Origin of the sequence: Methylobacterium organophilum (assembly GCF_022533465.1) — a bacterium.
In the GTDB taxonomy this organism is placed as follows: Bacteria; Pseudomonadota; Alphaproteobacteria; order Rhizobiales; family Beijerinckiaceae; genus Methylobacterium; species Methylobacterium organophilum.
In genome coordinates, this window is record NZ_CP092848.1 from 4,163,265 (window position 1) to 4,188,116 (window position 24,852).

Annotated in this window: 22 protein-coding genes and 1 pseudogene; 8 read left to right on the forward strand and 15 right to left on the reverse strand. The window is 70.3% G+C overall.

What is annotated here, in order from left to right:
- Positions 1–450: 450 nt before the first annotated feature.
- Positions 451–1,272 (forward strand): SGNH/GDSL hydrolase family protein, encoded by an 822-nt coding sequence (locus MMB17_RS19645; protein WP_241099987.1) that lies wholly within the window; start codon positions 451–453, stop codon positions 1,270–1,272.
- 210 nt (positions 1,273–1,482) lie between these two features.
- On the opposite strand, the gene MMB17_RS25445 is transcribed toward MMB17_RS19645, so the two are convergent.
- Complete coding sequence (locus MMB17_RS25445; RefSeq protein ID WP_241099988.1) at positions 1,483–2,337, reverse strand: winged helix-turn-helix domain-containing protein; 855 nt, start codon at positions 2,335–2,337, stop codon at positions 1,483–1,485.
- A 247-nt stretch (positions 2,338–2,584) separates the two neighbouring features.
- Positions 2,585–3,679, reverse strand: coding sequence for a replication protein RepA (locus tag MMB17_RS19655; protein ID WP_241102243.1), 1,095 nt, complete (start codon positions 3,677–3,679; stop codon positions 2,585–2,587).
- 655 nt (positions 3,680–4,334) lie between these two features.
- Here MMB17_RS19655 and mazG point away from each other — a divergent pair.
- Positions 4,335–5,174, forward strand: coding sequence for a nucleoside triphosphate pyrophosphohydrolase (gene mazG, locus MMB17_RS19660; RefSeq protein WP_241102244.1), 840 nt, complete (start codon positions 4,335–4,337; stop codon positions 5,172–5,174).
- Between the two features lie 75 nt (positions 5,175–5,249).
- Here mazG and MMB17_RS19665 read toward each other — a convergent pair whose 3' ends face one another.
- From MMB17_RS19665 to pabB, 4 genes are read right to left on the reverse strand one after another with little or no spacing between them, the layout of a single operon-like run.
- A complete protein-coding gene (locus MMB17_RS19665; RefSeq protein ID WP_241099989.1) occupies positions 5,250–5,690 on the reverse strand; it encodes a DoxX family protein in 441 nt (146 codons plus the stop codon).
- A gap of 10 nt (positions 5,691–5,700) precedes the next feature.
- A complete protein-coding gene (locus MMB17_RS19670) occupies positions 5,701–6,549 on the reverse strand; it encodes an aminotransferase class IV (RefSeq protein WP_241099990.1) in 849 nt (282 codons plus the stop codon).
- Positions 6,536–7,165: an anthranilate synthase component II gene (locus MMB17_RS19675; RefSeq protein WP_241099991.1), complete on the reverse strand. Its 630-nt coding sequence runs from the start codon at positions 7,163–7,165 to the stop codon at positions 6,536–6,538. The genes MMB17_RS19670 and MMB17_RS19675 overlap by 14 nt, the downstream gene beginning before the upstream one ends.
- On the reverse strand, positions 7,162–8,547 hold the full coding sequence (gene pabB, locus MMB17_RS19680; protein ID WP_241099992.1) for an aminodeoxychorismate synthase component I: 1,386 nt from the start codon (positions 8,545–8,547) through the stop codon (positions 7,162–7,164). The genes MMB17_RS19675 and pabB overlap by 4 nt, the downstream gene beginning before the upstream one ends.
- Positions 8,548–8,821: 274 nt before the next feature.
- Here pabB and rimO point away from each other — a divergent pair, with 274 nt between their 5' ends.
- Positions 8,822–10,156 carry a 30S ribosomal protein S12 methylthiotransferase RimO gene (gene rimO, locus MMB17_RS19685; protein ID WP_241099993.1) on the forward strand — a complete coding sequence of 445 codons (1,335 nt, stop codon included), beginning with the start codon at positions 8,822–8,824 and terminating at the stop codon, positions 10,154–10,156.
- Between the two features lie 23 nt (positions 10,157–10,179).
- Here the strand turns inward: rimO and MMB17_RS19690 are convergent, their stop codons facing one another.
- The 6 genes and pseudogenes from MMB17_RS19690 to MMB17_RS19715 form a co-directional block, all read right to left on the reverse strand.
- Positions 10,180–10,386, reverse strand: coding sequence for a hypothetical protein (locus MMB17_RS19690; protein ID WP_241099994.1), 207 nt, complete (start codon positions 10,384–10,386; stop codon positions 10,180–10,182).
- A 240-nt stretch (positions 10,387–10,626) separates the two neighbouring features.
- Positions 10,627–10,845: a hypothetical protein gene (locus MMB17_RS19695; protein WP_241099995.1), complete on the reverse strand. Its 219-nt coding sequence runs from the start codon at positions 10,843–10,845 to the stop codon at positions 10,627–10,629.
- Between the two features lie 257 nt (positions 10,846–11,102).
- Positions 11,103–11,727, reverse strand: a pseudogene (locus tag MMB17_RS19700) (nicotinamidase).
- 41 nt (positions 11,728–11,768) lie between these two features.
- Positions 11,769–12,743: a quinone oxidoreductase family protein gene (locus tag MMB17_RS19705; RefSeq protein WP_241099996.1), complete on the reverse strand. Its 975-nt coding sequence runs from the start codon at positions 12,741–12,743 to the stop codon at positions 11,769–11,771.
- A 131-nt stretch (positions 12,744–12,874) separates the two neighbouring features.
- Positions 12,875–13,114 (reverse strand): hypothetical protein, encoded by a 240-nt coding sequence (locus tag MMB17_RS19710; protein ID WP_241099997.1) that lies wholly within the window; start codon positions 13,112–13,114, stop codon positions 12,875–12,877.
- Positions 13,111–13,311 carry a hypothetical protein gene (locus tag MMB17_RS19715; RefSeq protein WP_241099998.1) on the reverse strand — a complete coding sequence of 67 codons (201 nt, stop codon included), beginning with the start codon at positions 13,309–13,311 and terminating at the stop codon, positions 13,111–13,113. The genes MMB17_RS19710 and MMB17_RS19715 overlap by 4 nt, the downstream gene beginning before the upstream one ends.
- A 229-nt stretch (positions 13,312–13,540) precedes the next feature.
- Here MMB17_RS19715 and MMB17_RS19720 point away from each other — a divergent pair, with 229 nt between their 5' ends.
- Complete coding sequence (locus MMB17_RS19720) at positions 13,541–14,767, forward strand: UbiH/UbiF family hydroxylase (RefSeq protein ID WP_238311334.1); 1,227 nt, start codon at positions 13,541–13,543, stop codon at positions 14,765–14,767.
- A 3-nt stretch (positions 14,768–14,770) separates the two neighbouring features.
- On the opposite strand, the gene MMB17_RS19725 is transcribed toward MMB17_RS19720, so the two are convergent.
- A complete protein-coding gene (locus tag MMB17_RS19725) occupies positions 14,771–15,997 on the reverse strand; it encodes a patatin-like phospholipase family protein (protein ID WP_241099999.1) in 1,227 nt (408 codons plus the stop codon).
- Between the two features lie 427 nt (positions 15,998–16,424).
- On the opposite strand from MMB17_RS19725, the gene MMB17_RS19730 reads away from it, so the two are divergent.
- Together MMB17_RS19730 and hspQ are read left to right on the forward strand one after the other, a co-directional pair.
- On the forward strand, positions 16,425–17,474 hold the full coding sequence (locus MMB17_RS19730) for an HpcH/HpaI aldolase/citrate lyase family protein (protein ID WP_238311332.1): 1,050 nt from the start codon (positions 16,425–16,427) through the stop codon (positions 17,472–17,474).
- An 80-nt stretch (positions 17,475–17,554) separates the two neighbouring features.
- A complete protein-coding gene (gene hspQ, locus MMB17_RS19735; RefSeq protein WP_238311331.1) occupies positions 17,555–17,893 on the forward strand; it encodes a heat shock protein HspQ in 339 nt (112 codons plus the stop codon).
- A gap of 149 nt (positions 17,894–18,042) precedes the next feature.
- Here hspQ and MMB17_RS19740 read toward each other — a convergent pair whose 3' ends face one another.
- Positions 18,043–18,831 (reverse strand): invasion associated locus B family protein, encoded by a 789-nt coding sequence (locus tag MMB17_RS19740; RefSeq protein ID WP_238311330.1) that lies wholly within the window; start codon positions 18,829–18,831, stop codon positions 18,043–18,045.
- A 347-nt stretch (positions 18,832–19,178) separates the two neighbouring features.
- On the opposite strand from MMB17_RS19740, the gene MMB17_RS19745 reads away from it, so the two are divergent.
- Together MMB17_RS19745 and MMB17_RS19750 are read left to right on the forward strand one after the other, a co-directional pair.
- Positions 19,179–20,522: an AMP-binding protein gene (locus MMB17_RS19745; protein WP_241100000.1), complete on the forward strand. Its 1,344-nt coding sequence runs from the start codon at positions 19,179–19,181 to the stop codon at positions 20,520–20,522.
- Between the two features lie 235 nt (positions 20,523–20,757).
- Positions 20,758–21,096 (forward strand): hypothetical protein, encoded by a 339-nt coding sequence (locus tag MMB17_RS19750; protein ID WP_238311328.1) that lies wholly within the window; start codon positions 20,758–20,760, stop codon positions 21,094–21,096.
- 78 nt (positions 21,097–21,174) lie between these two features.
- Here MMB17_RS19750 and mfd read toward each other — a convergent pair whose 3' ends face one another.
- Positions 21,175–24,774: a transcription-repair coupling factor gene (mfd, locus tag MMB17_RS19755; protein WP_241100001.1), complete on the reverse strand. Its 3,600-nt coding sequence runs from the start codon at positions 24,772–24,774 to the stop codon at positions 21,175–21,177.
- Between the last annotated feature and the right edge of the window lie 78 nt (positions 24,775–24,852).

Sequence of the window (24,852 nt, forward strand, 5' to 3'; positions counted from 1 at the left end):
AAGTTTAAGCTCGCCGGTAAATCAACGCACCCTTGGCGCCTAGCTAGGCCACTCAAAACCGTTCAAAGCTGTTCGCATAAGATATATTATGGAACCTGAGACCCCGATCGCGGGGGCAGGGGGCCTGGAAAGGCGGCCGGAAACCGGCGCCCGCCGTCCCGCCTCGTCTCGGCACGGTTTCCGCGCGCACGGAGACGGTGCCGCCGACAGCCAAGTCACGGCGCATCACACCCCGTCGCACGGACAAGTCAGGCTCAAGTCACGGAGACGAATTCTCTCGCATGAGGATCCAAGCGTCAGCCTTCGGCAACCTTGACCGCAGGAATGAAAATAAAAAATTCATTAAGGGCGTTTCGTAACCCGAGGCTCTCGCAATTGTCATAATCCTGGGGCATCGCTGGCACTGGACACGCCGATATTCGCCTTTCCGAATCACTGAAACCGCCTCCGATGTCGCTCAGCCTGCGCCTGCCGCTCCTCGGCTTCGCCACCGCCCTCGGCTTCGCCCTCGCCGCGCCGGACCAGAGTGCCCAGGCCCAGCCGGATCTGGCGCCCCCGGCCCTGAAGCCCGCCGCGGTCCCGCAAGGGGCGCCGGAGCGTCTGCCGGTGAAGCTGACCCGGCTCGCCGCGCGGCTGGCGGGCAACGGCGACATCCGCATCGTCGCCTTCGGCTCCTCCTCGACGGCGGGGGCGGGGGCATCCTCACCGGCAGCGGCCTACCCTGCCCTGCTCCAGCGCGACCTCGAGGAGCGGCTCCAGGTCGGCGCCCATGAGCGCCGCGCCGTCACCGTGATCAACCGCGGCATCGGCGGCGACGATTCCGAGGCGATGGCCCGACGCCTGGAGCGCGACGTGCTGGCCGAGAAGCCGGATCTCGTGGTCTGGCAGACCGGCAGCAACGACCCGCTCTCCGGCGTGCCGGTGGAGCGCTTCGCCGAACTGACCCGCCAGGGCATCGCCGCGATCCGGGCCACCGGCGCCGACGTGGTGCTGATGGACCAGCAATGGTGCCGCAAGCTCTCCGGCGTCGAGGGCGCCGGCCGCTACGGCGAGGCCCTGCACGCGGTCGCCGCCGAGCTCGGCGTGCCAGTGATCCGCCGCCACGCCCTGATGCAATCCTGGGTCTCGCACGGCCTGATGACCCCGGCCCAGATGATCGGCCCGGACGGCCTGCACATGACCGATGCCGGCTACCGCCAGCTCGCCAAGGCCGCCGCCGCCCAGATCCTCGTCGGCGCCGGCCTGATCCAGCCCTCCCTCGCCCGGAACTGAGCCGGACGGGGCAGGGCGGAGCATCGAGAGACGCCCCTCCCCGGCCCAGGCTCCCGTCACTGCGCGATCGTACAGGTGTCGTGTTCGTCCTCGCATGGACGCGAGGCGAGCCAGGGGCCTTGCCCGATCCGGCAAGGCCCCTGGCTCGACTGCGTCTCAGAACGTAGGCATCGGGCCGGGTCGCTCTCCGGCAACCGACCTCACAGCCCGTCAGCCGACCTCCTCGGGAGCGCCGCGGCTGCCGGGAAGGGCGTAGACCGCGTCCCCCAGGCGGCGGAGCGGGCCGCCGGGGCCGGAGCGCTTCCAGAGCCGGGTGTTGAGGGCCGCGATCGGGTCGGCCCCCGGCAGGCTGAAGCCCCGGGCGGCGAGCGCCGCCCAGATCTCGCTGGCATGGAGCGGCCGGTCGGCCTCTTGCAGCACGGCGAGCGCTGCCCCGATCAGCACCCGTCCGTAGCGCCGGGCGGCCACGGCCTCGGAGCGGGCCTCCTTCGACGCCCCCTGCCCCGTCGCCGTCGCGGGAGTCGCGGCCGGCCAGGGCTCGGGCCATGCCCTCTCTGCCGGGCGCGGCGGCGGCCGATCGGCTCCGCGCGTGGCGAAGCCGGGCACCGGCCACGGCCCCGCCGTCGCGGTTCCCGGATCGCCCGAATCGGCCGCCCGAAGATCGTGCCTCTCCTGCCCCCCGGCACCCGCAGGGCGGGAAGCCCCCTCGGCAGGACTGGCCGGAACCGCGCCGTCCGGGCGGGAGGGCGAGCCCCGGCGGGGTTCGCTCCCTTCGGCAGGCGCAAGGGGATCGGGCCGATCCGCCCAGGCCGACCGGGAGGCGATGTCGTCCCGCCCCGACTTGGCGGATGCGGAGGAAGGGGCGATAGGCGGAGACGGAGGGGTGGCCTGTGCCGGGTGCCTGATCTCGGTCGGCTCGTCCTCCGCCGTCGTCCCGAGCCCGGCCTTCAGTCGCCGGCCGAGTTCCAGATAGAGGGTCAGATCGGTGATGGCCCGGTCCAGGGCCTCGCGCTGACGCCGCAGCGCGTTCAGGCGGGCTTCCGCTTCCGCTTCCGACAGAACCATGGAATTTTCCCGGTCACTTTCCCCAATGGAATATCCCGTAGCACGGAAAGGACCGTTATGGAATATGGATTTCTTTGTTCCATCTTATTCCTATTAATTCCACCACCATCTTCCGTGGAATATCATAGGGAATAGAACAAAAAGCGTATCGGCTTGGAAGATCCCGGAGCCGGCTTCGAGGCGCTTGCGGAAGGCCGAGGAAGCCGCCTTGAAGCCGCGTTTCCGTTTCGCGGGGCGAGCGTGCGCTTTATTCCGTCCCATTCCGTCTGCGCGCCGCCGGCTTCGGCGGAACGAGCAGGGCCCCGGGATCGGCCGGCCGCAGGGTCATGCCGTTGTCGTCGAGGCTCAGGGGCAGCTTCGGAAACACCTCGAGCACCCCGGCCACATCCGCCTTGAAGGCCTGGCGGAAGCTGCGGATGCTGGCATTGTCCGCCCCGAACTGCCGGTGCAGGTTGTCCCAGGTCAGCCGCAGGGGCCGCTGCAGCAGGCGCAGGCGGTAGCCGAGCCAGAACAGCAGGTCGAGCTTGCGGGCGGAGCCGGAAAAGGCCCGGGCCGCCCGGATATCGACGGGCAGGGCGTGCTGGATCAGGCTGTCGTAGAAATCCTGGTGGAACTGCACCTCTTTCTGCCAGACCAGCCCGTCCGAGCCCGCCCGCCACAGGTCGAGGCGGCGGAAAGGCGGCACGTTGAGGGTCGAGGCCTGGTCGGCCCCGTCCCAGAGGCCGATCTGCATGGAGCAGGCGGCGAGCCGGTTGAGCTGCTCCTTGAAGGCGCCGATCGTGCCGCGCTCGCCCCCGGTCACGGCGAAGCCCATGGCCTTCATGAAGCCCGACAGGCTGTCGCCCACCTCGATCACCGGGCTGCGCTGACGCACGGCCTCCGAGCAGAGATGCAGGAGCACCAGGCGGGCCTTGGGGCCGTAGGGCAGGCCCTGGGGCTCCATCTCCCCGGTCACGGGGTTCTTGAGCCGCCCGGCGGTCAGGCTGAGGGAATTGCGGCCGTATTCGCGAAACACCTCCCGGGCGGCGCCGGGATCGCGATAGGGCAGGCCGCACAGAGCCAGAACCGAATGGATGTGCTGGAGGTTCTCCGGCCCCGTGGGCTCATTCTCGATCACCTCGCGGACGGCATCGCGCCGGCGCTGGTCGCGGCCCATGCCGGCGCGGCGGGAGGATTGGCTGTCCACCTCCACCGCCCGGGCGCTCGCGGCCGCATCCCGCTCCCGCTGACGGAACAGCAGATGCTCGACGATCGGCGCGAATAGGAAATCGCCCCGGGCGGCCTCGAGCTCCGCGAGGAGGTCCGCATCGCGGATCAGCGCGATCTTGTCCGCGAGCCCCACTTGTGTCGCCCTCACCCTTCCTGTCCGGTTCTGCCGGTCCGTGGGCAGAGTCCTCAGGTAGCCTCACACGATTCGGGCGGCGGGAGTCTCGGGGAGCTTACGATTTATCCCGGCTATCCCCGCAAGTCGGGTGGGTTTTTCGATGAGAGCGAGGACGTCAAGGGGGAGCATTCCTCCCCAACCCGCGCTGCGTGGGGAGGGGATCGAGAACACCGATCGAAGCCACTGCGCAGAGTTCGATACGACGGCATCTCCGGGACTTTTCCACAGAGCCGGCCCCCTTGTCCGGTTATCCCCGCTGAATCCCCTACGCTTCTGCGCAGACTTCTATGCAGGTCCCCTGTTCCGGCCCGCAGAATCCCCTACGCATCCACGCAGAATCTCATGCGGATTTACGCAGAATTCGATACGCGGATCCTTCTTAAACCGTTCAGGAAAAGGAGGAATCTCGCCTCCCATATAACAGACAGAACAGACTCCCTATAACCCCTTCTGATATCTTTCCTATAAGGCAGGCCCAAAGCGTTCGTGTCGACGAACGGGCTGTGCTGGCTTGGTTCAAAGAGAGAATTTTTGGAATTTTTCACAAGCTCCTTACCCTTTTCCCGCAGCTTGTCCACAAAACCACGTTTCTCCGCAGGTGCCTGGACTCCCCATGACGCAATCCTTTTCCGTCGACCGCCTTCTCTGGATCATGGCGACCTTGCGAGATCCCGAGAGAGGCTGTGCCTGGGATGTCGCGCAGACACCCGCGACCATCATCCCCTTCACGATCGAGGAAGCCTATGAGGTGGCAGAAGCCGTCGATCAGGGCGATGCCTTCGAGCTGCGCGACGAGCTCGGAGATCTGCTCCTCCAGGTCGTGTTCCAGGCCCGGATGGCGGAGGAAGCGGGCTCCTTCGCCTTTTCCGATGTGGTCGAGGCGATCATCCGCAAATTGATCCGCCGGCACCCGCATGTCTTCGATGCTTCCGGCAACCTCCTCGCCCCGGAAAAGCGCCGAACCGATCCGGAGGCGATCAAGCAGGCCTGGGAACGCATCAAGGCGGAGGAACGGGCGGAGAAAGCCGGGCGAGGAGTCAGGAAGCCGCAAGGTCCCCTCGCCGGCATTCCGAGTGCCCTCCCCGCTCTGATGCGAGCCGAAAAGATCTCGCGGAAGGCGGCTGGCTACGGCTTCGACTGGCCGAACGCTGCGGACGTCCTCGCCAAGGTCCGGGAGGAGGTGCTCGAGGTCGAACAGAGCCTGGCCGAGAACGACCGGGAAGCCGTGGCGGAGGAAATCGGAGATCTCCTGTTCTCCGTGGCCAATCTCGCCCGCCATGCCGGCGTCGACCCGGAGGAGTCCCTGCGCCGCGGCACCCAAAAATTCATCCGCCGTTTCGAGGCCATGGCAGATCTCCTCGCCCGGCAAGGCCAAAATCTTGACGAAAGCGACCTCCCCGCGATGGAGGCTGCCTGGCAGGCGGTGAAGCAGGTCGAGAAGGCGCAACGCTGACGCGGATTTTTCCGACTCACGTCCGGGAACGCAAGTTTCTTCTCCCCCAAGCGGGCGAAGAAACGCGAGTCCTGCTCAACCGGACCGGCTGGGATCGTCCCTCTCCCCTCTCCGTCTCCGCAGGGGCCAGTCGATGAGATGCACCGCGTAGAGGGCGAGCCAGACCAGGACGGGCTGAAGCAGCAGGCGCGGCCCGTGATACCACCAGCTGTCGGGGATCGGCGGCACGTCGATATGCTCGAAGGCCTGCTTGAGATTGGCCGGGACGACGCAGATCGCATAGAGCGCGAAGGCGAAACCGGCCGCCCGCCGCAGGGGCGGCAGGAACAGGGCAACGGCCCCGGCGATCTCGCACAGCCCGGTGAGGATCACCACGAGGACCGGGGCAGGGACCCAGCTCGGCATGATCGGCAGGAAGTGCTCGGTCGCGACGAGATGCACGAGGCCGATGATTCCGTAGAGGCCGGACAGGGCCCAGCGCAGGGGCGCCCGCCCGTCGCGGCCCCCTCCCCTCATCGATCTCGGCTCATGGGAGCCGGCCCGGATCGACGCCGCAGGAGGCAGCCGTCGCCCGCCGGACGGCTTCCGCGAGCTGCCGGAGGCGGGGATGCCCGGCGCTCCCGAGGATCGTGTCGTCGATGCGGGTGACGGGGCAGACGAGCCGCAGGGAATTCGTGAGAAAGACCGCTTCCGCAGCCTTCAGCGCCTCCGGCGTCAGAGGGCTCTCGTCCCAGACGAGGCCGAGATTCGGCGCCAGATCGCCCAGAACCCCGCGCAGGATACCGGCCAGCACCCCCTCCCCCAGCGGCGGCGTTATCAACCGGTCGCCGCTGAGGGCGACAAGATTGCCGGTGCCGGCGCAGGCGACCCGGCCCCGCGTGTTGAGGAACAGGGCCTCGTCGAAGCCCGCGGCCCGGCTTTCCCGGATCGCGAGAACGGCGTCGAGATAACCCAGGGTCTTGAGCCGGGAGGTGGGGGAGGTCTCGTTCCGGGCGATGCCGGTCGTGCGCAGGGTCAGGGTCGCGGCGGCGAAATTGGGCGCCAAAGGGGCCGAACTCGCGAAGACGATCGGCTGTGCCGTCTCCGGCGGCAGGATCCCGCGGGGGCCGACGCCCCGGGTCACCGTGGTGCGGATGCCGGCCCGGGCCTCCCCCGCGGCGAGCCCCCGCATCGCCGCCCGGATCGTCTCGGGCGCGACTGCGAAGCCCAGGGTCGCGGCCGCCGCGACGAGGCGGGCGATATGGGCCTCCTCGAAGGCGATGCGGCCCTCGAGCGCCAGGGCCGTGTCGAACACCCCGTCCCCGAGCAGCAGGCCGCGGTCGGCGAGGTCGAAGGGCACCTTCCCTTCCGTGGGCCGGCCGTCAAACCACAGCATCGGCCGGCGTCTCGGACCGTCCCCGGCCGGGCTTCCCCCGCCAGGTCCGGGCGAGATCGAGGAAGTTGGCGAAGAGGGCGTGGCCGTTCTCCGTCAGCACCGACTCGGGGTGGAACTGGATCCCGTAGGTCGGGTGCGTCCGGTGCGAGAGGGCCATCACCTCCCCTTCCGCGGACAGGGCGTCGACGACGAGATGCTCCGCCATCGCCGGCTGCGGCTCGACCACGAGGGAATGGTAGCGCCCGACCTGCATCGGATCGGGCAGGCCCGAGAACAGCCGCGCCGCTTCGTGCCGGATCGGCGTCGCCTGCCCGTGCAGAGGCTGCCGCGCCCGGCCGACCTGTCCGCCGAAGGCCGCGCCGATGGCCTGATGGCCGAGGCAGACGCCGAGAATTGGAATATTCCCGGACAGTTCCCGGATCGCGGGCAAGGTCACCCCCGCCTCGTTGGGCGTGCAGGGCCCCGGCGAGAGCACCAGGGCATCGGCCTCGAGGGCGCGGATGCCGGCCACGTCGAGGGCGTCGTTGCGCACGACCTTCACCGTCTCGCCGAGCTCTTCGAAGTAGCGCACGACGTTGAAGACGAAGGAATCGTAGTTGTCGATGACGAGGATCATGATTCCGGCGCCTCGAAAGCCTGGAAGACCCGGGCGGCCTTGGTCAGCGTCTCCTCGTATTCCGGACCGGGTTCCGAGAGCAGCGTCACCCCGCCTCCGGCCTGCAGCACCGCCTCCCGGTCGTTCATGAACACGGTGCGGATCGCGATCGAGGTGTCGAGGGAGCCGTCGAAGCCGATCGCGCCGATGGCTCCGCAATAGAGCTCCCGCGCATCGCCCTCGATCTCGGTGATGATGTCCATGGCCCTGAGCTTCGGCGCACCGGTGATCGAGCCGCCCGGGAAGGTCGTCGCGATGAGGTCGAGGGCGTCCCGGCCTTCGCGTAGGGTTCCCGTGACCACGGAGACGAGATGGTGAATCCCGGCATAGGATTCCAGCCCGCACAGGATCGGTACCTTGACGCTACCCGGCGCGCAGACCCGGGAGAGGTCGTTGCGCAGCAGGTCGACGATCATGATGTTCTCGGCCCGCTCCTTGGGATGGGCCTGGAGCGCTGCCGCCAGACGGGAATCTTCCGTAGGATCGGAAGAACGCCGCACCGTTCCCTTGATCGGCCGCGTCTCGACCTGCCGCCCGTCGAGCTTCAGGAACCGCTCCGGCGAGGAGGAGGCGACGGTCAGCCCTTCGAAGGCGAGATAGGCGCCAAATGTCGCTGGGTTCGTCTCCCGCAAGCGGCGATACAGAGCAAAACCATCGAAGCCCGGCGGAAGTGTTGTCGAGAAACGCTGCGCGATGTTGGCTTGGTAGATATCGCCGGCGCGAATGTAATCCCGCACCTTCTCTACGGCGGCCTCGTAGCCTGCTCGGGTGAAGTTGGAATCCCAGATGAATGTCGCCGCGGATTGCACCTGCGGCTCTGGTTCCGGGCTCGCGAGAAGAGCCGCGAAAGCGTCGAGGCGCGCCTTCGCCCGCGTTTCCTGGCCGGTGCCGATCTCGGGAAAGCCGGTCGCGATCAGGCGGCAGGTCCTGTTTGCATGATCGATCGCGAGGAGCGTGTCGTAGAAGTTGAAGGCGGCATCGTTGGTGAGCCCGGCCCGCCGGGCCGGCTGCTCGACCCGCTCCAGGCAAGTGGCGAAGTCGTAGGCGAAGTAGCCGATCGCTGCGCCGGGGAAGCCTGGGAGATCCGGTTGCGGATCAAGGCGATAGGGCGCGAGGCAGACGCGGAGGGCTTCGAGGGGCGCTCCGTCGAGGCTTCGGCCGTCGAGGCTCGGCTTCCCGTCCTGGACACGGAAGCGCCCAAACGGATCGGCCGCGAGCACCGACACCCGGCCCAGGGTCGGATGCGCCATCGCGCTGTCGAGGAAGGCGAGCCCCGGCAGCCGGGCGAGCCGGGCCGCAGCCGTGATCGGCTCGATCGGCGGGATGTCTCGGGTCCAGACCATGAAACGGCAGCAGAACTTTTCGGCCGGAAAGCAACCTTGCCCACCAACCGTGCCGGAACGTCCCCGTCAATCGCTTCCGGGGCGAAGCCGGGCCCGTCCGATGCAGGGGCGGGATGCAAGGGCGGATTGCATCCATGCGAACGCTGCCGCGCGAAGCCGGCCGCGACGAGGCTCGCATGGGCGCCGCAATCGCGTTATAGCACGCGCGACATCCGAAAGACGCGCCCTATCGATTGTGCCGGACCGGCCTCGGGTTCGGGCGCGACGAGTTGCCATGACCACCACCGCTTCTCCCAAGACCGCCGCCCCGCGGATCTCCTTCGTCTCCCTCGGCTGCCCCAAGGCGCTGGTCGATTCCGAGCGCATCCTCACCCAGCTGCGGGCGGAGGGGTACGAGCTGGCCCGGCGCCACGACGGGGCCGACGTGGTCATCGTCAACACCTGCGGCTTCCTCGATTCGGCCAAGGCCGAATCCCTCTCGGCGATCGGGGAGGCGATGGCGGAGAACGGCCGGGTCATCGTTACCGGCTGCATGGGCGCGCAGCCGGACGAGATCCGCGACCGCTTCCCGAACCTGCTCGCGGTGACGGGCCCCCAGGCCTACGAGTCCGTGGTCGAGGCCGTCCATCAGGCGGTGCCGCCGGCCCACGACCCCTTCCTCGACCTGATCCCGCCGCAGGGCGTGAAGCTCACGCCGCGTCATTACGCGTATCTGAAGATCTCGGAGGGCTGCAACAACCGCTGCACCTTCTGTATCATCCCCTCCCTGCGCGGCGACCTCGTCAGCCGCCCTGCTGGGGACGTGCTCCGCGAGGCGGAGAAGCTGGTCAAGGCCGGGGTGAAGGAGCTGCTCGTCGTCTCGCAGGACACGAGCGCCTACGGCATCGACACCTGCTACGCCGCGAGCCCCTGGCGCGACCGCGAGGTGCGCGCCCGCTTCTACGATCTCGCCGCCGAGCTCGGTGAGCTCGGGGCCTGGGTGCGTCTGCACTACGTCTATCCCTACCCCCATGTCGACGAGGTCATCCCGCTGATGGCCGAGGGCAAGGTCCTCCCCTATCTCGACATGCCGCTCCAGCATGCGAGCCCCTCCGTCCTCAAGCGGATGCGGCGCCCCGGCAATCAGGAGAAGCAGCTCGACCGGATCCGCCGCTGGCGCGAGATCTGTCCGGACCTCGCGATCCGGTCCACCTTCATCGTCGGCTTTCCCGGCGAGACGGAGGCCGAGTTCGAGGAGCTGCTCGCCTGGATCCGCGAGGCCAGGCTCGAGCGGGTCGGCTGCTTCGAATACGAGCCGGTCAAGGGCGCGCCCGCCAACGACCTCGCCGAGCTGGTCCCGCCGGAGGTGAAGGCCGAGCGCAAGCGGCGCTTCATGGAGGCGCAGCAGGGCGTGTCCCTGAAGCTGCAGCGCGCCAAAGTCGGCAGACGCCTGCCCGTGATCATCGACGAGGCCGGCCCGACCGTCGCCAAGGGGCGCTCGAAATACGACGCGCCGGAGATCGACGGCTCCGTCCACGTTGCCTTCCGCCGCCCGGTCCGCCCGGGCGACATCGTCACCGTGAAGATCGAGGGCGCCGACGCCTACGACCTGCACGGGACGGCGGTGTAACGTCGTCGTTCTCAGGCTTTCGGTCAGCGGTTCTTGCGCGGGCGGTGATCCGGATCGACGCCGCCCTCCGGCGTCGTCTCGTTCTCGACATCGCCCTCGAAGGTCGAATCCGCCTGCAGATCCTCCGGATCGCCGCCTGAGCGGGTCATGCCCTTCGCGGCGCCGATGCCCGGATCGCCCTTGAGGTCGGCGTCGCTCGGATGCGCGGTCTTGAGATGCTTGGTCGCCATGCGGCCTCCCGGTTCTCCTAACGTCCCGGGAGAACCCATGGGCTGCGCGATCTTTCCCGGCCCTCTCGGAACCACCGGGTGTGTCCGGACGCGCGCCTCTGGAGGTGGGGTTTCGGCCGGGGTGGGCCGCGGCTCGATCGCACGCCGCACGGCCCCGATCCGGCTCGTCTTCCCGATCGGCCCGCGATGCGCTCTGCCGAGCGCGTGCTCAGCAGAGCCGTCCCGTACGGCCGGAAGACGTCAACGCAGCTTTGCCGCCGGAACCTCGCGCCCCTGCGCCCGGTCCCACTTCACGAAGACGCCCTGCTCGTTCTTGCGGACGGAGCTTCTGTCCTGCGCGGTCGACATCGTGGCGTTGCCGGCGACCGGCGTCACATACATCGAGATCTTGCCGCTGTGATCCCAGTATCCGCCGGTTCCGCCCTGGACGGCGTCGAGAGCGGCGTCGTCGAGCTTCATGTTCACTGCATGCGTCATGGGAGGATCTCCGAACTCGGAACCGATGCCGTGTTTGCATCTGTCCCGATAGAACAACGGATCCCCTCAGCTTGGCTGTGCTCCGAGACACACGACCGGGCGGCGCCGTCTTCGCCATCCCCGGGCCTGCGCCGCCTGGAGAAATTCACCTCGCGGCATGCGCGGGAACGGGTTCGGTGCTTGCGGATCCGAAGCGGGGGACTGCGAAGCTGGCGGCAGGCCCTTCGTCGGAAGGCGTTCTAGAGAAGAGCCGCGCTTAGGAGCCTGCCGACGCCCGCCCCTTCCCTCTCCACCCAGGCCCGGGCCAGCGAGCCGTCGAGATCGATGGCCCGCACCGCGTCTTCCACGACGCTCACCGAAAAGCCGTCCGCCCGGGCATCGAGGGCGCTCCAGGCGACGCAGTAATCGGTGGCGAGCCCGCACAGCACGAGGCGCTCGAATCCGTGCTCCCGCAGGTAGGCGGTCAGCCCCGTGCGCGTGGTGCGGTCGGCCTCGAGGAAGGCGGAGTAGCTGTCGACGCCGCGATGGAAGCCCTTGCGCAGGATCAGCTGCGCCTTCTCCGCCGCGAGCCCGGGGGCGATCTCCGCCCCCGGCGTCCCCTGCACGCAATGGTCCGGCCAGAGCATCTGCGGGCCGTAGGACAGCGCCGCGGTCTCGAAGGGCGCGCGGCCCTCGTGGCGCGTGGAAGGAGGCGTGCCTCCGCGGATGTCAGTCCTGCGTCAGCACCAGGTGGGGCGCGGCCGCGATCAGCCGGTTGAGCGGCGCGCTCGCGGCGTCGCCCTCCGGCACCGCGAGCGCGCCGCCGTGCAGGAGGTCGTTCTGCACGTCGATGACGAGCAGGACGTCGCGCGGGCCGAGGCTCATAGCCGGGGATCCGAAGATCCCCGGATCCCGTGATCCGCGGATCACGGCGTCATCACCGTGGCGCCGGTGGTCTGCCGGCCGGCGAGGTCGCGATGCACCTGGGCCGCGTCCGCGAGCTTGGCGCGGGCATGGATCGGGATCTTCACCGCGCCGCTGCGCACCACCTCGAACAGATCGGCGGCCATGGCGTCGAGGCCGGCCCGGGTGGCGGTGTGGCTGAACAGGGTCGGGCGCGTGACGTAGAGCGAGCCCTTGGCGGCGAGGAGGCCGAGATCGAAGGCCTCGATCGGCCCGGAGGCGGAGCCGAAGCTCGCGAGCAGGCCCCGGGGACGCAGGCAGTCGAGGGAGGCCGGGAAGGTCGCCTTGCCGACGCCGTCATAGACGACCGGCACGCCCTTGCCGCCGGTGATCTCCCGGACCCGCGCCACGAAATCCTCGTCCCGGTACAGGATGACGTGGTCGCAGCCATGCTGCTTGGCGAGCTCCGCCTTTTCCGGACTGCCGACGGTGCCGATCACCGTGGCCCCGAGATGCTTGGCCCATTGCGTGGCGATGAGTCCGACGCCCCCGGCCGCGGCATGGAACAGGATCGTGTCGCCCGGCTCGACCCGGTAGGTCTGGCGCAGCAGGTACTGCGCGGTCAGGCCCTTGAGCATCATCGCGGCGGCGGTCTCGTCGGCGATGCCCTCCGGCATGTGCACGACGCCGGCCGCGTCGACCACGACCTCCTCTGCGTAGGTGCCGCTGGCACCGGCATAGGCGACTCGCTCCCCGACCCGGAAATCGGTCACGCCCTCGCCCACGGCGACCACCGCGCCGGCGCCCTCCTTGCCCAGGGTGAAGGGCAGCGCGGGCATCTTGTAGGCCCCGGAGCGGAAATAGATGTCGATGAAGTTCACGCCGATGGCGGTCTGGCGGACGCGGATCTGGCCCGGGCCGGGATCGGCGACCGCCACCTCCTCGTAGCGCATCACCTCCGGCCCACCGTATGCGTGCACCCGGATCGCTTTCGGCATGTCGTGTCGTCCCTGGCCTGACGCCCGCCTCGTGGCGGCCATGATAGGACCAACGGCCCTCGAAGTCTCAACCCGCGTGGCCTTGTCGGGAGCGCCTGCGCCCCTCGCCCGCGTTACGCCCGCCTCCCACGTCAGACCTGCGCCACCGCCACCCGCATGCCGGTGCCCGACAGGCAGCGGCGGATCCGGCTCTCCAGGTCCGGGGTCAGGCCCTCGACGGCGACATGGACGGTGGCGGTGTCCTCGCGGCGGATCGAGAGGCGGTAGCGCAGCCCCTCCTCCCGCATCTGCGCGAGCAGGTTCGTGCCCGCCCGGGTCATCGCCGTGATGTGCTGGTCGATCAGCTCGGGTTTCATCCGTTCGGATCTCATGCGTTCGGGCCGTTCCCCGCCGGTGCCGGCCGCGTCGTCCCGGTATCCCGGGCCGGGTTTCCGCGCAGGGCGCCGGGATGCTCGACCGGGGGGAGCAGGCGGGCCAGCCCATGGGCCACGCCGAGGAGCACGGGATCGTAATCCGACCGCGTGCGGTGCCCGTCGAGATCCCGTTTCTGGTCGATGAAGGTCTTCACGCCATGCTCCCGTGCGGCATCCGGCAGAACCGCGGCCGTACGGGACAATGCCCGCGGAGCCGGTTGGTTGCCGTCTCAGCGTCGGCCGGCCCGATCCGGGCCGACGCCGAGTCCCGCATCGCCCCTCGGACCTGGCCTGTTGGCCTTGACCTCGCCCGTCCGTCTCCTCTGTAGGATCTCTGAGAGAGACGCGTCGGGAGAGACGCGTGCGATGCGAGGGAGAGGCGTGGTGGCGGATCCGCAGCCGGCACGGGACCAGCGGTTCGAGACGATCGTGGTCGGGGCCGGCGCGGTCGGGCTCGCCGCCGCCCTGGCCTTCGCCCGCGACGGCATCCGGACCGCCCTGATCGGCCGCCATGCCCCGGTCGCCGACGGGCGCACGGTGGCGCTGCTCGACGGATCGATCCGTCTCCTCGACGCCCTCGGCGCCTGGCCGGAGATCGCCCCCCACGCCGCGCCGCTGGCCGAACTGCACATCATCGACGACACCGGCAGCCTGTTCCGGCCGCCGCCGGCCCGGTTCACCGCCGCGGAGATCGGCCTCGACGCCTTCGGCTGGAACGTCGAGAGCGCGACCCTGATCGAGACCCTGCGCCGCCGGGCCCGCCACGTGCCGGGGCTGACCCTGTTCGAGAGCGATGCCGCGGGCAGCCGGAGGAGCGAGGAGGGCGCGCGCGTCACCCTGGAGGACGGGCGCAGCGTCGAGGGCCAGCTCGTCGTCGGGGCGGATGGCGGACGCTCGCCGCTGCGCGCCGCCTCCGGCCTGCTCGTGCGGGAATGGTCCTATCCCCAGGCCGCGATCACCACCCTGCTCGCCCACGAGAAGCCCCATCGCGACGTCTCGACGGAGTTCCACACCCCGCATGGGCCCTTCACCCTGGTGCCCCTGCCCGGCGGCCAGCGCTCGAGCCTCGTCTGGGTCACCGGGGAGCGGGCGGCCAAGCGCCTCTCCCGTCTCGACGACCCGGCCCTGGCCGCCGCCGTCGAGCATCAGGCGCAATCCATGCTCGGCGCCATGCGGATCGACGGGCCGCGGGGGCTGGTGCCGATGCGCGGGCTCTCCGTCGCGGCGCCGGTCGCGACGCGGCTCGCCCTGATCGGGGAGGCGGCCCATGTCTTCCCGCCCATCGGCGCCCAGGGCCTCAATCTGGGCCTGCGCGATGCGGCGGCCCTGCGCGACGCGGTGCTGGCGGCCCGGGACAACGGGCGGGATCCCGGCCTGCCCGCGGCCCTGGCCCGCTTCGCCGCCGGCCGCACCCTCGATGCGGGCCTGCGCAGCACGGCGGTGGACATGCTCAACCGCAGCCTGCTCACCCATCTCCTGCCGGTGGACGCCCTGCGCGGGATCGGGCTCGCCGCCGTGAGCGCGCTGCCGCCCCTGCGCCGCCTCGTCATGCGCGAGGGCCTGCTGCCCCAGCTCGGCGTGCCGAGCCTGATGCGCCGCCGGCAGGGCTGAGGCTCAGCGCATCGCCGCGAGGGCCCGATCGTTCGACTGGGCAGCCGGCGCGAACCCGGTCCCGTCCCGGCCGAGGGCCTCGCCATGGGCGAACAGGGCCCGCATGTAGCCCCGGTCGAAGGGGGCGGCGGAGATGTCGGGGAAGCGTCCGTCGATCTGGGCGACGCGCAGGTCGAGATTCGTGCGGGCGGCATAGGCCCGCGTCAGGGCCAGGGCCGCCCGGGTCTGCGCCTTGATCGCCGCCGACATGCTGCGCCCGAGCACGCCGAGCGTCGAGAGGCCCGCCATCTGGAATTCCGGCGTCAGCCGGTTGTGCACGATGAGATAGACCTCCCGGGCCGGCAGCGTCAGCGCCCGGTTCGTCTCGCCCGCCACCGCCTCGGCCGGGGCGAGGAAGAACGACCCCATGGCCCCGCCATCCGCGTGCAGCTCCTCGAAGGCCTTGCCCTCGGCCGAGACGACGGGGAGGCGCACCGGCGGGAACACGCCGGGCACGGCGGTGGAGGCGAGGATGATCGCCCGGAACAGCGTCAGCGCCGCCGGGCCGCCCTCGCGCGCCAGCGCGCCCATGTCCCACAGGATCGGGCGCTCCGTGTCGATCTGCGTGGTGGCGACGAGCAGGCGCCGGCCCTTGGCATGCTCGGCGGCCACCGCCTTGAGGAGCGCGGGCGTGACCGCGGCGTCGATCCGCTCCTTGAGCGGCCAGGTATCGGTCAGCGAAACGGGCGTCGCCCCGAACTCGAACACGTCGGCCGCGGAGATCTCGGTGTAGTTTCGGCGCAGCGCGTCGTCCGCCTGGGCGCCGACGAAGGCGAAGGGCGCGATCAGGGCGCCCGTGGACACGCCGGTGATCACCCCGAATTCCGGCCGGTTGCCGGCCTGCGACCAGCCGCAGAGGAGCCCGGCCCCGAAGGCGCCGTTCTCGCCGCCGCCCGACATCACCAGCCAGGGATCGGCGGCGCGGGAAGCCCCGGCCAGCAGGGCCGCGAAGGCCTCGCTGTCGTCGCCCGCGATCCGGAACGCCTGCGGAAGGCCGGCGGGCCTGGCATGGGCGGCCTCCTCGGCCGTGAACGCGGTGCGGTCCCCCTGCCTCTCGCCGCCCTCCCCGTCCGGCCGCCCGGCCGACTTGTCGAGCATCTTGCGGTGCGTGGGCCTCGCCTCGGCCGTGCCCGCCGCCAGCGTCAGAGAGAACGCACCGGCGAGCACGTGGCGCTTGGTCAATCCCGACATGGCCACAGCCTCCCCTGCCGCCGGTCCTTCGACACCGGTCGACAGTCGAACCTTCACCCACCTCGTCCGTGGAAGACGTTCGGGCGCGGATGGTTCCGGCCGGAGCCTGCGGGGAGCGGTCGGGAAGCTGGCATCCGTGCGCGACAACACCTCGGACGAGACGAAGACTGAAGAGACATGAACAATATCTCATCGACTTCTTGACGACGAGTTATTTTTCTTGGCCCCGCGCCGGGACATCGCAAGCATGCCGCGCGACGACTCGGGCAACGGGAACGTCGCGCGGACCCGCCCTCCGCCGAAAGGTCCCTCCCATCGAGGCTTTACGGGACGGGCGGCCCTGCACTAACCGGGAGGCAGCCCTTCCCGTCCCGCGACGGGCCAACGAACCGGGCCACCAAGAACAGTCTCGAGGAGCGAACACCCCATGAAACTGCCGCGCCGCTTCTTCCAGCCGCTCGCCGCCGGCGCGCCGGAACCCTTCCGCGAGCTTCCGATCAAGCTCGAGCGGATGATCCACTTCGTGCCGCCCCACAACGAGAAGGTCCGCGCCCGCGTGCCCGAACTCGCCAAGACGGTGGACGTGGTGCTCGGCAACCTGGAAGACGCGGTCCCCGCCGATCAGAAGGAGGCGGCACGCAAGGGCTTCGTCGAGATGGCCCGGGCCACGGACTTCGCCGCCACCGGCACCGGCCTCTGGACCCGCATCAACGCCCTGAACTCCCCCTGGATTCTCGACGACCTGTTCACGATCGTCGCCGAGATCGGCTCCAAGCTCGACGTGGTGATGGTGCCGAAGGTGGAGGGCCCCTGGGACATCCACTACATCGACCAGCTGCTGGCCCAGCTCGAGGCGCGCCACGGCGTCACCAAGCCGATCCTGGTCCACGCGATCCTGGAGACGGCCGAGGGCGTGGCCAATGTCGACGCCATCGCCTCCGCCTCCCCCCGCATGCACGGCATGAGCCTCGGCCCGGCCGATCTCGCGGCCTCGCGCGGCATGAAGACCACCCGCGTCGGCGGCGGCCACCCGGATTACCGCGTCATCGCCGATCCCAAGGGCGATGCCGAGCGCGCCTCCGCCCAGCAGGACCTGTGGCACTACACCATCGCCCGGATGGTCGATGCCTGCATGGCCAACGGCATCAAGGCCTTCTACGGCCCCTTCGGCGACTTCTCCGATTCGGCCGCCTGCGAGGTCCAGTTCCGCAACGCCTTCCTGATGGGCTGCGCCGGTGCCTGGACCCTGCATCCGAGCCAGGTGGCGCTCGCCAAGACGGTCTTCGCGCCGGATCCGGCGGAGGTCGCCTTCGCCGTGCGCATCGTCGAGGCCATGCCCGACGGCACCGGTGCCGTGATGATCGACGGCAAGATGCAGGACGACGCCACCTGGAAGCAGGCCAAGGTCATCGTCGACCTCGCGAAGCTCGTCGCCGCGAAGGATCCGGAGCTCGCCAAGGTCTACAATCTGCCGTGATCGGGGCGCAGGGTCGCGGGGCATCGACGGTGACGACGGCCGCCCCCGTCCCTATCTCTCCGGGCATGACCCAGACGACCATGACAGCGACGACGATGAGAACCGCGAAGTTCGGCCTCGGTTCGGTGGTGCGCCACCGGATCTATCCGTTCCGCGGCGTCGTGTTCGACGTCGATCCGGAATTCGCCAACACCGAGGAATGGTGGCTCGCGATCCCCGAGGAGGTGCGGCCCCGCAAGGACCAGCCGTTCTACCACCTCCTCGCCGAGAACGCGGACAGCGAGTACATCGCCTATGTCTCGGAGCAGAACCTCGTGCCCGACCATTCGGGCGAGGCCCTGCGCCACCACGGCATCCCCGAGGTGTTCGAGCGGGATTCCCACGGCGGCTACCGGATGCGCGGCAGCCAGGCGAACTGACCGCAGCCGCGCGATCGAGGACGGAGGGGCGCCGCTGAGGTTCAGCGGCGCCCCTCGTCATTCCGGGCACGGGGCGCGGCCGTGACGACAAAGAAAAAGACGGCCGCCGTGGCCGGCGACCGCCCTGTTCCTGCGCGGGACGCGCTCGCTTACTTCGCGGCGGGAGCCGGGGTGGCGGCCGGCGCGGCACCGCCCTGCTGCGTCTCGAGCTTCTTGCGCATCTCGTCGGAGCGCTTCTCGAGCTCGGCCTGGAGCTTCTTCTGCTGCTCCTCGAGCACCTTCGGGTCGACCGCCGGGCCGTCGAAGGCCGTGCCGAAGCCGGCGAGCGGCACCGCGAACACCACCTCGCGCTGGGTCTGGTTCTGCACCGAGACGTTGAGGGTGTTGCCCTTCTTGAGGGCGGCGATGAACTCGTTGGTGACGCCGCCGGCCTCGGCGAAGCAGCCGTTCGGGAAGCAGACCGCGAAGCGGCCGCCGATCGTCTCCTTGCCGTCGATGTTGAAGCGGATGCCCGGGTTGAGCATCAGGCCCAGCGGCAGCAGGAAGCGGACGACCCGCACCTCCTGCTTCTGGGCGGCGTTCTTCATGTCGTAGACGGCGGCCGCGAGCACGGGCTGGCCGTTGTCCGACACGAAGTCGCGGGTGGTGTAGCAGACGTCGGTGCCGCTGGTGTTGTCCTTGCCGCACACCTTGGTCCAGTTGGCCTGGCTCGGCTCGGACTTCACGTTGATGATCTGCGGGCCGGCATTGGCCGGCTGCTGCGCGGCGTTGGTCGCGGGCTGCTGCTGAGCCGGCGCCGGGGCGGGCTGAGCCGGGGCGGGCGCGGCGGGCTTCTTCGACTGGGCGAGGGCGGGCGAAGCGAGGCCGGCCCCGAGGCCCGCCAGGACCAGGAGAGCGGTGCTGCGCAGCGGGCGCGCGGGACGGTTTGCAGGAAACATCGGCTTCAAGACCCCTTCAGCGAAAGCGCGTTCGAACGTGAGGGCGGACGGTCGCGGGCAGGCCTTTCCGGAGGCGGCACAGCCGGCGCGTCGAATCACCGGGATCGTCGTGGACCCTGGAGCGCGGACCGATCCTGCCCGGACGATCGGGGCGCCTGCTTTCCCCTGGAATGCGGCGAAGGCATGACGCCTGCGCCCTACACTGCCGCCCGCGCCGCCTCAAGCGCCGCCCGCCGGATCGTGAACGAAATCGGAGCCCCGGCGGCCCGACTTAACGCGCCGTTAACCATGGCCGCCCATCTCTCAGCGGAGGCGCGGCCGGCGGTTCGCGCAGGAGATCGCTCAAGGTGACGGCGCATCGTCCGATCGGGGATGAGGCAGGACTAGCGGCGCAGACGCCTTCGCCGGGTCTGGCACCGCTCGCCCGCATCCGCCTCGGCCTGCTGCTCTCCGCCACCGCCCGCCGGCATCCCGACCGGGTCGCCTTCGTGGATCCCGCCGACAAGGCCGCCTGGAGCGACCGGCCGGCCATCACCTGGACCTATGCCGCCGCCGCCGAGATCGTCGAGCGCTTCGCCCGGGGCCTGCGCGCCTGGCGGCTGCCGCCCGGCAGCCGGATCGGCCTCTGCCTGCCGCCCGGCAGCGAGGGCGCCCTGGCCTTCCTCGCCGTCGAGGCGGCCGGCCACCTGCCCTGCCTGCTGCCCGTGAGCTGGGACGAGGAGAAGCTGCTCGCCGCCGCCCAGAGCGCGGGCCTCTGCGCGATCCTGACGCAGAGCCGGCTCGGTTCCCTCGCCCTCGCCCAGCGGCTCTGCGGGGTCGCCGCCCGCTATTTCGGGCTGCGCTATCTCGCCGCCTTCGGGCCCGAGGTGCCGGACGGGGTGATCAATCTCGACGCCATGGCGCTGGACGGGCGCAACCTCCCGGCCCGGACGGAGGACGCGCCGCCCCCGCCCCTCCCCTGCGGCGGCCTCGTGAGCTTCTGCGGCGGCGATCCCGAAGCGCCCTTCTACCGCTCCTCGGAGGCCCTGGTCGCGGCCACGGCGGCCCATCTCTGCGCGGCGCGGATCGCCCCCGAGGCGCGCATCCTCAGCCTGATCGGCGCGCAGGACCTGCTCGGCCTCGCCACGGGCCTGGCCGCGGCCCTCGTCTCGGGCGCGAGCCTCGAGACGCTGCCGGTCTTCGACGGACAGGGCTTCGCCCGCGCCCTCGCCCGCCCCGTCCCGACGCATCTCGTCGTCCCCGCCTTCCTGGAGCGCAATCTCGCCGGCCGCGACCTGCCCGAGAGCCTGCGCTCGGTCATCCTCGCCCGCCGGGCACCGGCCCCGCTTGGGCCGGCGATCCGCGCGGGCGAGGCCCTGCGCGTGTCGAGCGTGGTCGATGCTCTCGCCTTCGGCGAGACCGCCCTCCTCTCCCGGCCGCGCGGCGAGGCCGGGGATCTCGGCCTGGTGCTGGCCCGCCCGGACCGACTCGCCCTGCCGGCCAACCTGATGGCGATGCGCCGCGAGGGCGACGGGCGAATCGGTTTCCGAGGCCGGGCCTGCAACGCCGCTCCGCTGCAACGCGGAAGCGCGAATCCGGCCTCCGACGAGAATTGGCGGGCTACGCCTTATGCGCTGTCCGCCTCGGAAGGGGTGGTCGCGGCGGTCGAAACCGCCCGCAACGCGACGCCGGACGCCTCCGCCGCTGCCTGACGGCCCTCCGCCGGAGGCCCCGCAGGGGGCGCCAAGCGCCGCGCTTCAGCCCGAATTCATGAAGCCCCTGCGAGGGTTGGCGCGCGTTGCCGGAGGCGGCCGCAGGGCCGCTCCTCCCTTTGCGCCGCCCCGCGGCCGCCTCCGGCGCGGAGGGCCGGCGAACCAAATCGTGGCTGTGGGGGTTATGGCAGCGGTCCCTTTTCAAGGGGCCGGACATAGGGTAACGCTTGAGCTTATGGGTGCGCTGCAACAAGTGCTCGTCGTCGATGATGGCCGCAGGGCCGTCGACCATTCTCTCGCCGCCGACCTCGCGGGGCTCGGTTTCGCGAGCGTCACCGCGTCGATCGAGGCGGCCGACGATGTCCTCGCGGTGATCGCCAGGCCCGCGGCGATCCTGCTCCAGCTCTCCTCCACCGATCCGACCCGGGCGGCCCTCGCTCAGCGCCTGCGGGAGCAGATGCTGGCCGGCGGCATCCCGGTGATCGACATGGACGATGCCGGCCCCCGTGCCGGCGCGCCCGTGGACCTGAAGAGCCGGATCGGCCCCTACGTCCTCAACGAGCCCGACAAGTAATCGCGTCTCTTGACGCAGGGATGACGGGGCGGGCCGAGAGGTCCGCCTTTTTCGTTGTCCGGACGAAGGCGGCGCCGATCAGGCCGCCTTCTTGCCCCCGCGGGCCGCGATCTTCACGAGGTTGCGCAGGATCTGCGTCGTCACCTTCAGGCGCTCGGGCACCGAATCGAGCTCGCGGATGAAGACGACGCTCATGTCCGGGCGCACCTTGGCGAAGGAGCCCTGCTCCACCACGAAGGCGGCGAGCCCCTGCGGGTTGGCGAAGGCACGGTCGCGGAACTGGACGACGATGCCCTTCGGGCCCGCCTCCACCTTCTCGACATTGGCCTCCCGGCACAGGATCTTGATCGTCACGATCTTGAGGAGCTGCTCCACCTCCCCGGGCAACGGCCCGAACCGGTCGATCAGCTCGGCGCCGAAGCTCTCGAGCTCCTGGTCGTTCTCGAGGGTCGAGAGGCGCCGGTAGAGGCCGAGGCGGACGGTGAGGTCCTCCACGTAGCTCTCGGGGATCGTGACCGGCGCGCCCATGGCGATGGTCGGCGACCAGGCCTCCGCCTCCGGCTCCGCGATGCCCGCCTTGAGCGCGGTCACCGCATCCTCCAGCATCTGCTGGTAGAGCTCGTAGCCCACTTCCTTGATGTGGCCGGACTGAGCGTCGCCGAGGAGGTTGCCGGCGCCGCGGATGTCGAGGTCGTGGGAGGCGAGCTGGAAGCCCGCGCCCAGGGTGTCGAGGCTCTGGAGCACCTTGAGGCGCTGCTCGGCCTGGGCGGTGAGCTGGCGGTTGGCCGGGGTCGTGAACAGGGCGTAGGCGCGGGCCTTGGAGCGGCCGACGCGGCCGCGCAGCTGATAGAGCGCGGCGAGGCCGAACATGTCGGCCCGGTGCACGATCAGCGTGTTGGCGGTGGGGATGTCGAGGCCCGATTCGACGATCGTGGTCGAGAGCAGCACGTCGTACTTGCCCTCGTAGAAGGCGGTCATCACGTCCTCGAGCTGGCCCGCCGCCATCTGGCCGTGGGCCACGGCCACCGTGGTCTCGGGCATCTCCTGATCGAGGAAGCGCTTGACCTCGGCGAGGTCCTCGATGCGCGGCACCACGTAGAAGGACTGGCCGCCGCGATAGCGCTCCCGCAGCAGCGCCTCGCGGATCAGCAGCGGATCGAACGGCGTCACGAAGGTGCGCACCGCGAGCCGGTCCACGGGGGGCGTGGCGATGATCGAGAGCTCGCGCACCCCGGTCATGGCGAGCTGGAGCGTGCGCGGGATCGGGGTGGCGGAGAGGGTCAGCACGTGGACCTCCGCCTGGAGCGCCTTGAGCCGCTCCTTGTGGGCCACGCCGAAATGCTGCTCCTCGTCGACGATGATGAGGCCGAGATCCTTGAACGCCACGTTCTTGGCGAGCAGGGCGTGGGTGCCGACCACGATGTCGACCTTGCCCTCGGCGAGCCCGGCCCGGGTCTGGCGCTGCTCGCCGGCCGAGACGAAGCGCGAGAGCTGGGCCACGTTAACGGGCAGGCCTTTGAAGCGCTCGGCGAAGGTCCGGTAATGCTGGCGGGCGAGGAGCGTCGTCGGCACCACCACGGCGACCTGCTTGCCGGAGATCGCCGCGGCGAAGGCGGCGCGCAAAGCCACCTCGGTCTTGCCGAAGCCGACATCGCCGCAGACCAGGCGGTCCATCGGGCGGCCGGCATTGAGGTCGTCGAGCACCGCGTCGATGGCGTTGGCCTGGTCCTCGGTCTCCTGGAAGGCGAAGCGGGCGGCGAATTCCTCGTAGAGCCCCTCCGGCGCCTTGAGGGCGGGGGCGGGCTTCACGAAGCGGGCGGCGGCCACCTTGATGAGCTCGCCGGCCATCTCGAGGATGCGGCGCTTCATCTTGGCCTTGCGGGCCTGCCAAGCCCCGCCGCCGAGGCGGTCGAGGGCGACCTCGGAATCCTCCGAGCCGTAGCGGGTCAGGAGCTCGATGTTCTCCACCGGCAGCAGCAGCAGGCCGCCGGTATATTGCAGCTCCAGGCAATCGTGCGGGGCGCCCGCGGCGTGCACGGTCTTCAGGGTGACGAAGCGGCCGATGCCGTGATCGGCATGGACGACGAGGTCGCCGGGCTGGAGCGCCTGCACCTCCAGGATCACGTCCTGCGGCCGCTTCGACTTGCGCTTCTGGCGCACCAGCCGGTCGCCGAGGATGTCGCCCTCCGCGATCACCGCGAGGCGGTCGATGGTGAAGCCGGCCTCCAGGCCCCAGACCGCCACCGCCACGTCGGTGCCGCGCTTGAGCGCGTTGACCGCGGTCAGGGTGTTGATCTCGATCGGCTTCTTCAGGCCGTGATCGGTCAGCACGGCGCAGAGCCGGTCGCGGGAGCCCTCGGACCAGGATCCGAGGATCACGTGATGCCCGGATCCCTGCAGCGCGCGGATATGCGCGACCGCGGCGTCGAACACGCTCGCCGCCTCGTTCGCCCGCTCCGGCGCGAAGTTGCGCCCGGCCTGGGCGCCGCAATCGATCACCGCGCGCTCGGGGGAATCCGGCTGGGCGAAGGGGGTGAGCCGGGCCACGCTCAAGGCTTCGAGCCGGCTCTTCCACTCGTTGGGCGTCAGGTAGAGAGCGCGGGGCGGCAGGGGCTTGTAGGGGGCGACCCCGGGCTGGGGCGTCTTCAGGGCGCTCTCGCGGGCCTGGAAATAGTCCTGGACCAGGGCGAAGCGCTCGGCGGCGGCATCCTCCACCTGCGCGTCGAACAGGAAGGGCACGTCGCCGAGATAGTCGAACAGGGTGTCGAGGCTCTCGTAGAACAGCGGCATCCAGTGCTCGAGGCCGGCATAGCGCCGCCCCTCGCTCACCGTCTCGTAGAGGCGGTCGTCCCGGTTGGCCGCGCCGAAGCTCGTGAGATAGCCCTGGCGGAAGCGCCGGATCGTCTCGGTGGTGAGCTGCACCTCGCTCATCGGCACGAGGTCGAGGGAGCGCAGGGAGCCCACCGTGCGCTGGGTCTCGGGATCGAAGGCGCGGATCGTCTCCAGCGTGTCGCCGAAGAAGTCGAGGCGGATCGGGTTGGGCAGACCCGGCGGCGACAGGTCGAGGATGCCGCCGCGCACGGCGTATTCGCCGGTGTCCCGCACCGTCCCCGTGCGGAGGAAGCCGTTGGCCTCGACCCAGGCCACGACCTTGTCCATCGGCACCACGTTGCCGATCGCCGCCGAGAAGGTCTCGACCGCGACCCGGTCCCGGGGCGGCACCCGCTGCACCATGGCGTTCACCGTGGTGCAGAGGATGCGGGGCTTCTCCTCCGAGGAGCGCGAGCGGGTCAGCCGCGAGAGCGCCGTCATGCGCTGGGCGGCGATGGCCGCGTTCGGCGAGACCCGGTCGTAGGGCTGGCAGTCCCAGGCCGGGAAGCTCATCACCTCGATCTCGGGGGCGACGAATTTCAGGGCGGTCTGAAAGGCGTTGGAGCGGCCGGAATCCCGCGCGACGTGGACCAGCACCGCCGGCCCCTCGAAGCTGCCCGACAGGGCGCGGGCGAGATCGGCGGCGACCAGGGTGTCGAAACCCTCCGGCACGCTGGCGAGCGTCGGGCTGTCCCCGCGCTTGAGCGCCTCCAGCGCCTGGGTCAGCGGCGCCGATTTCGGCAGGGCGAAGCGGGCGGTCTGCGGCTTCGGGGCGGGCTGTGGGGCTGGGGGCTTCGGCTTGGCCATCGGCAGGCGCGGCGGATCTCGTCGGCGGGGAAACGCTCGAAGGGCACGGCGGATCACATCCGGGGCCCACGGGCGGCA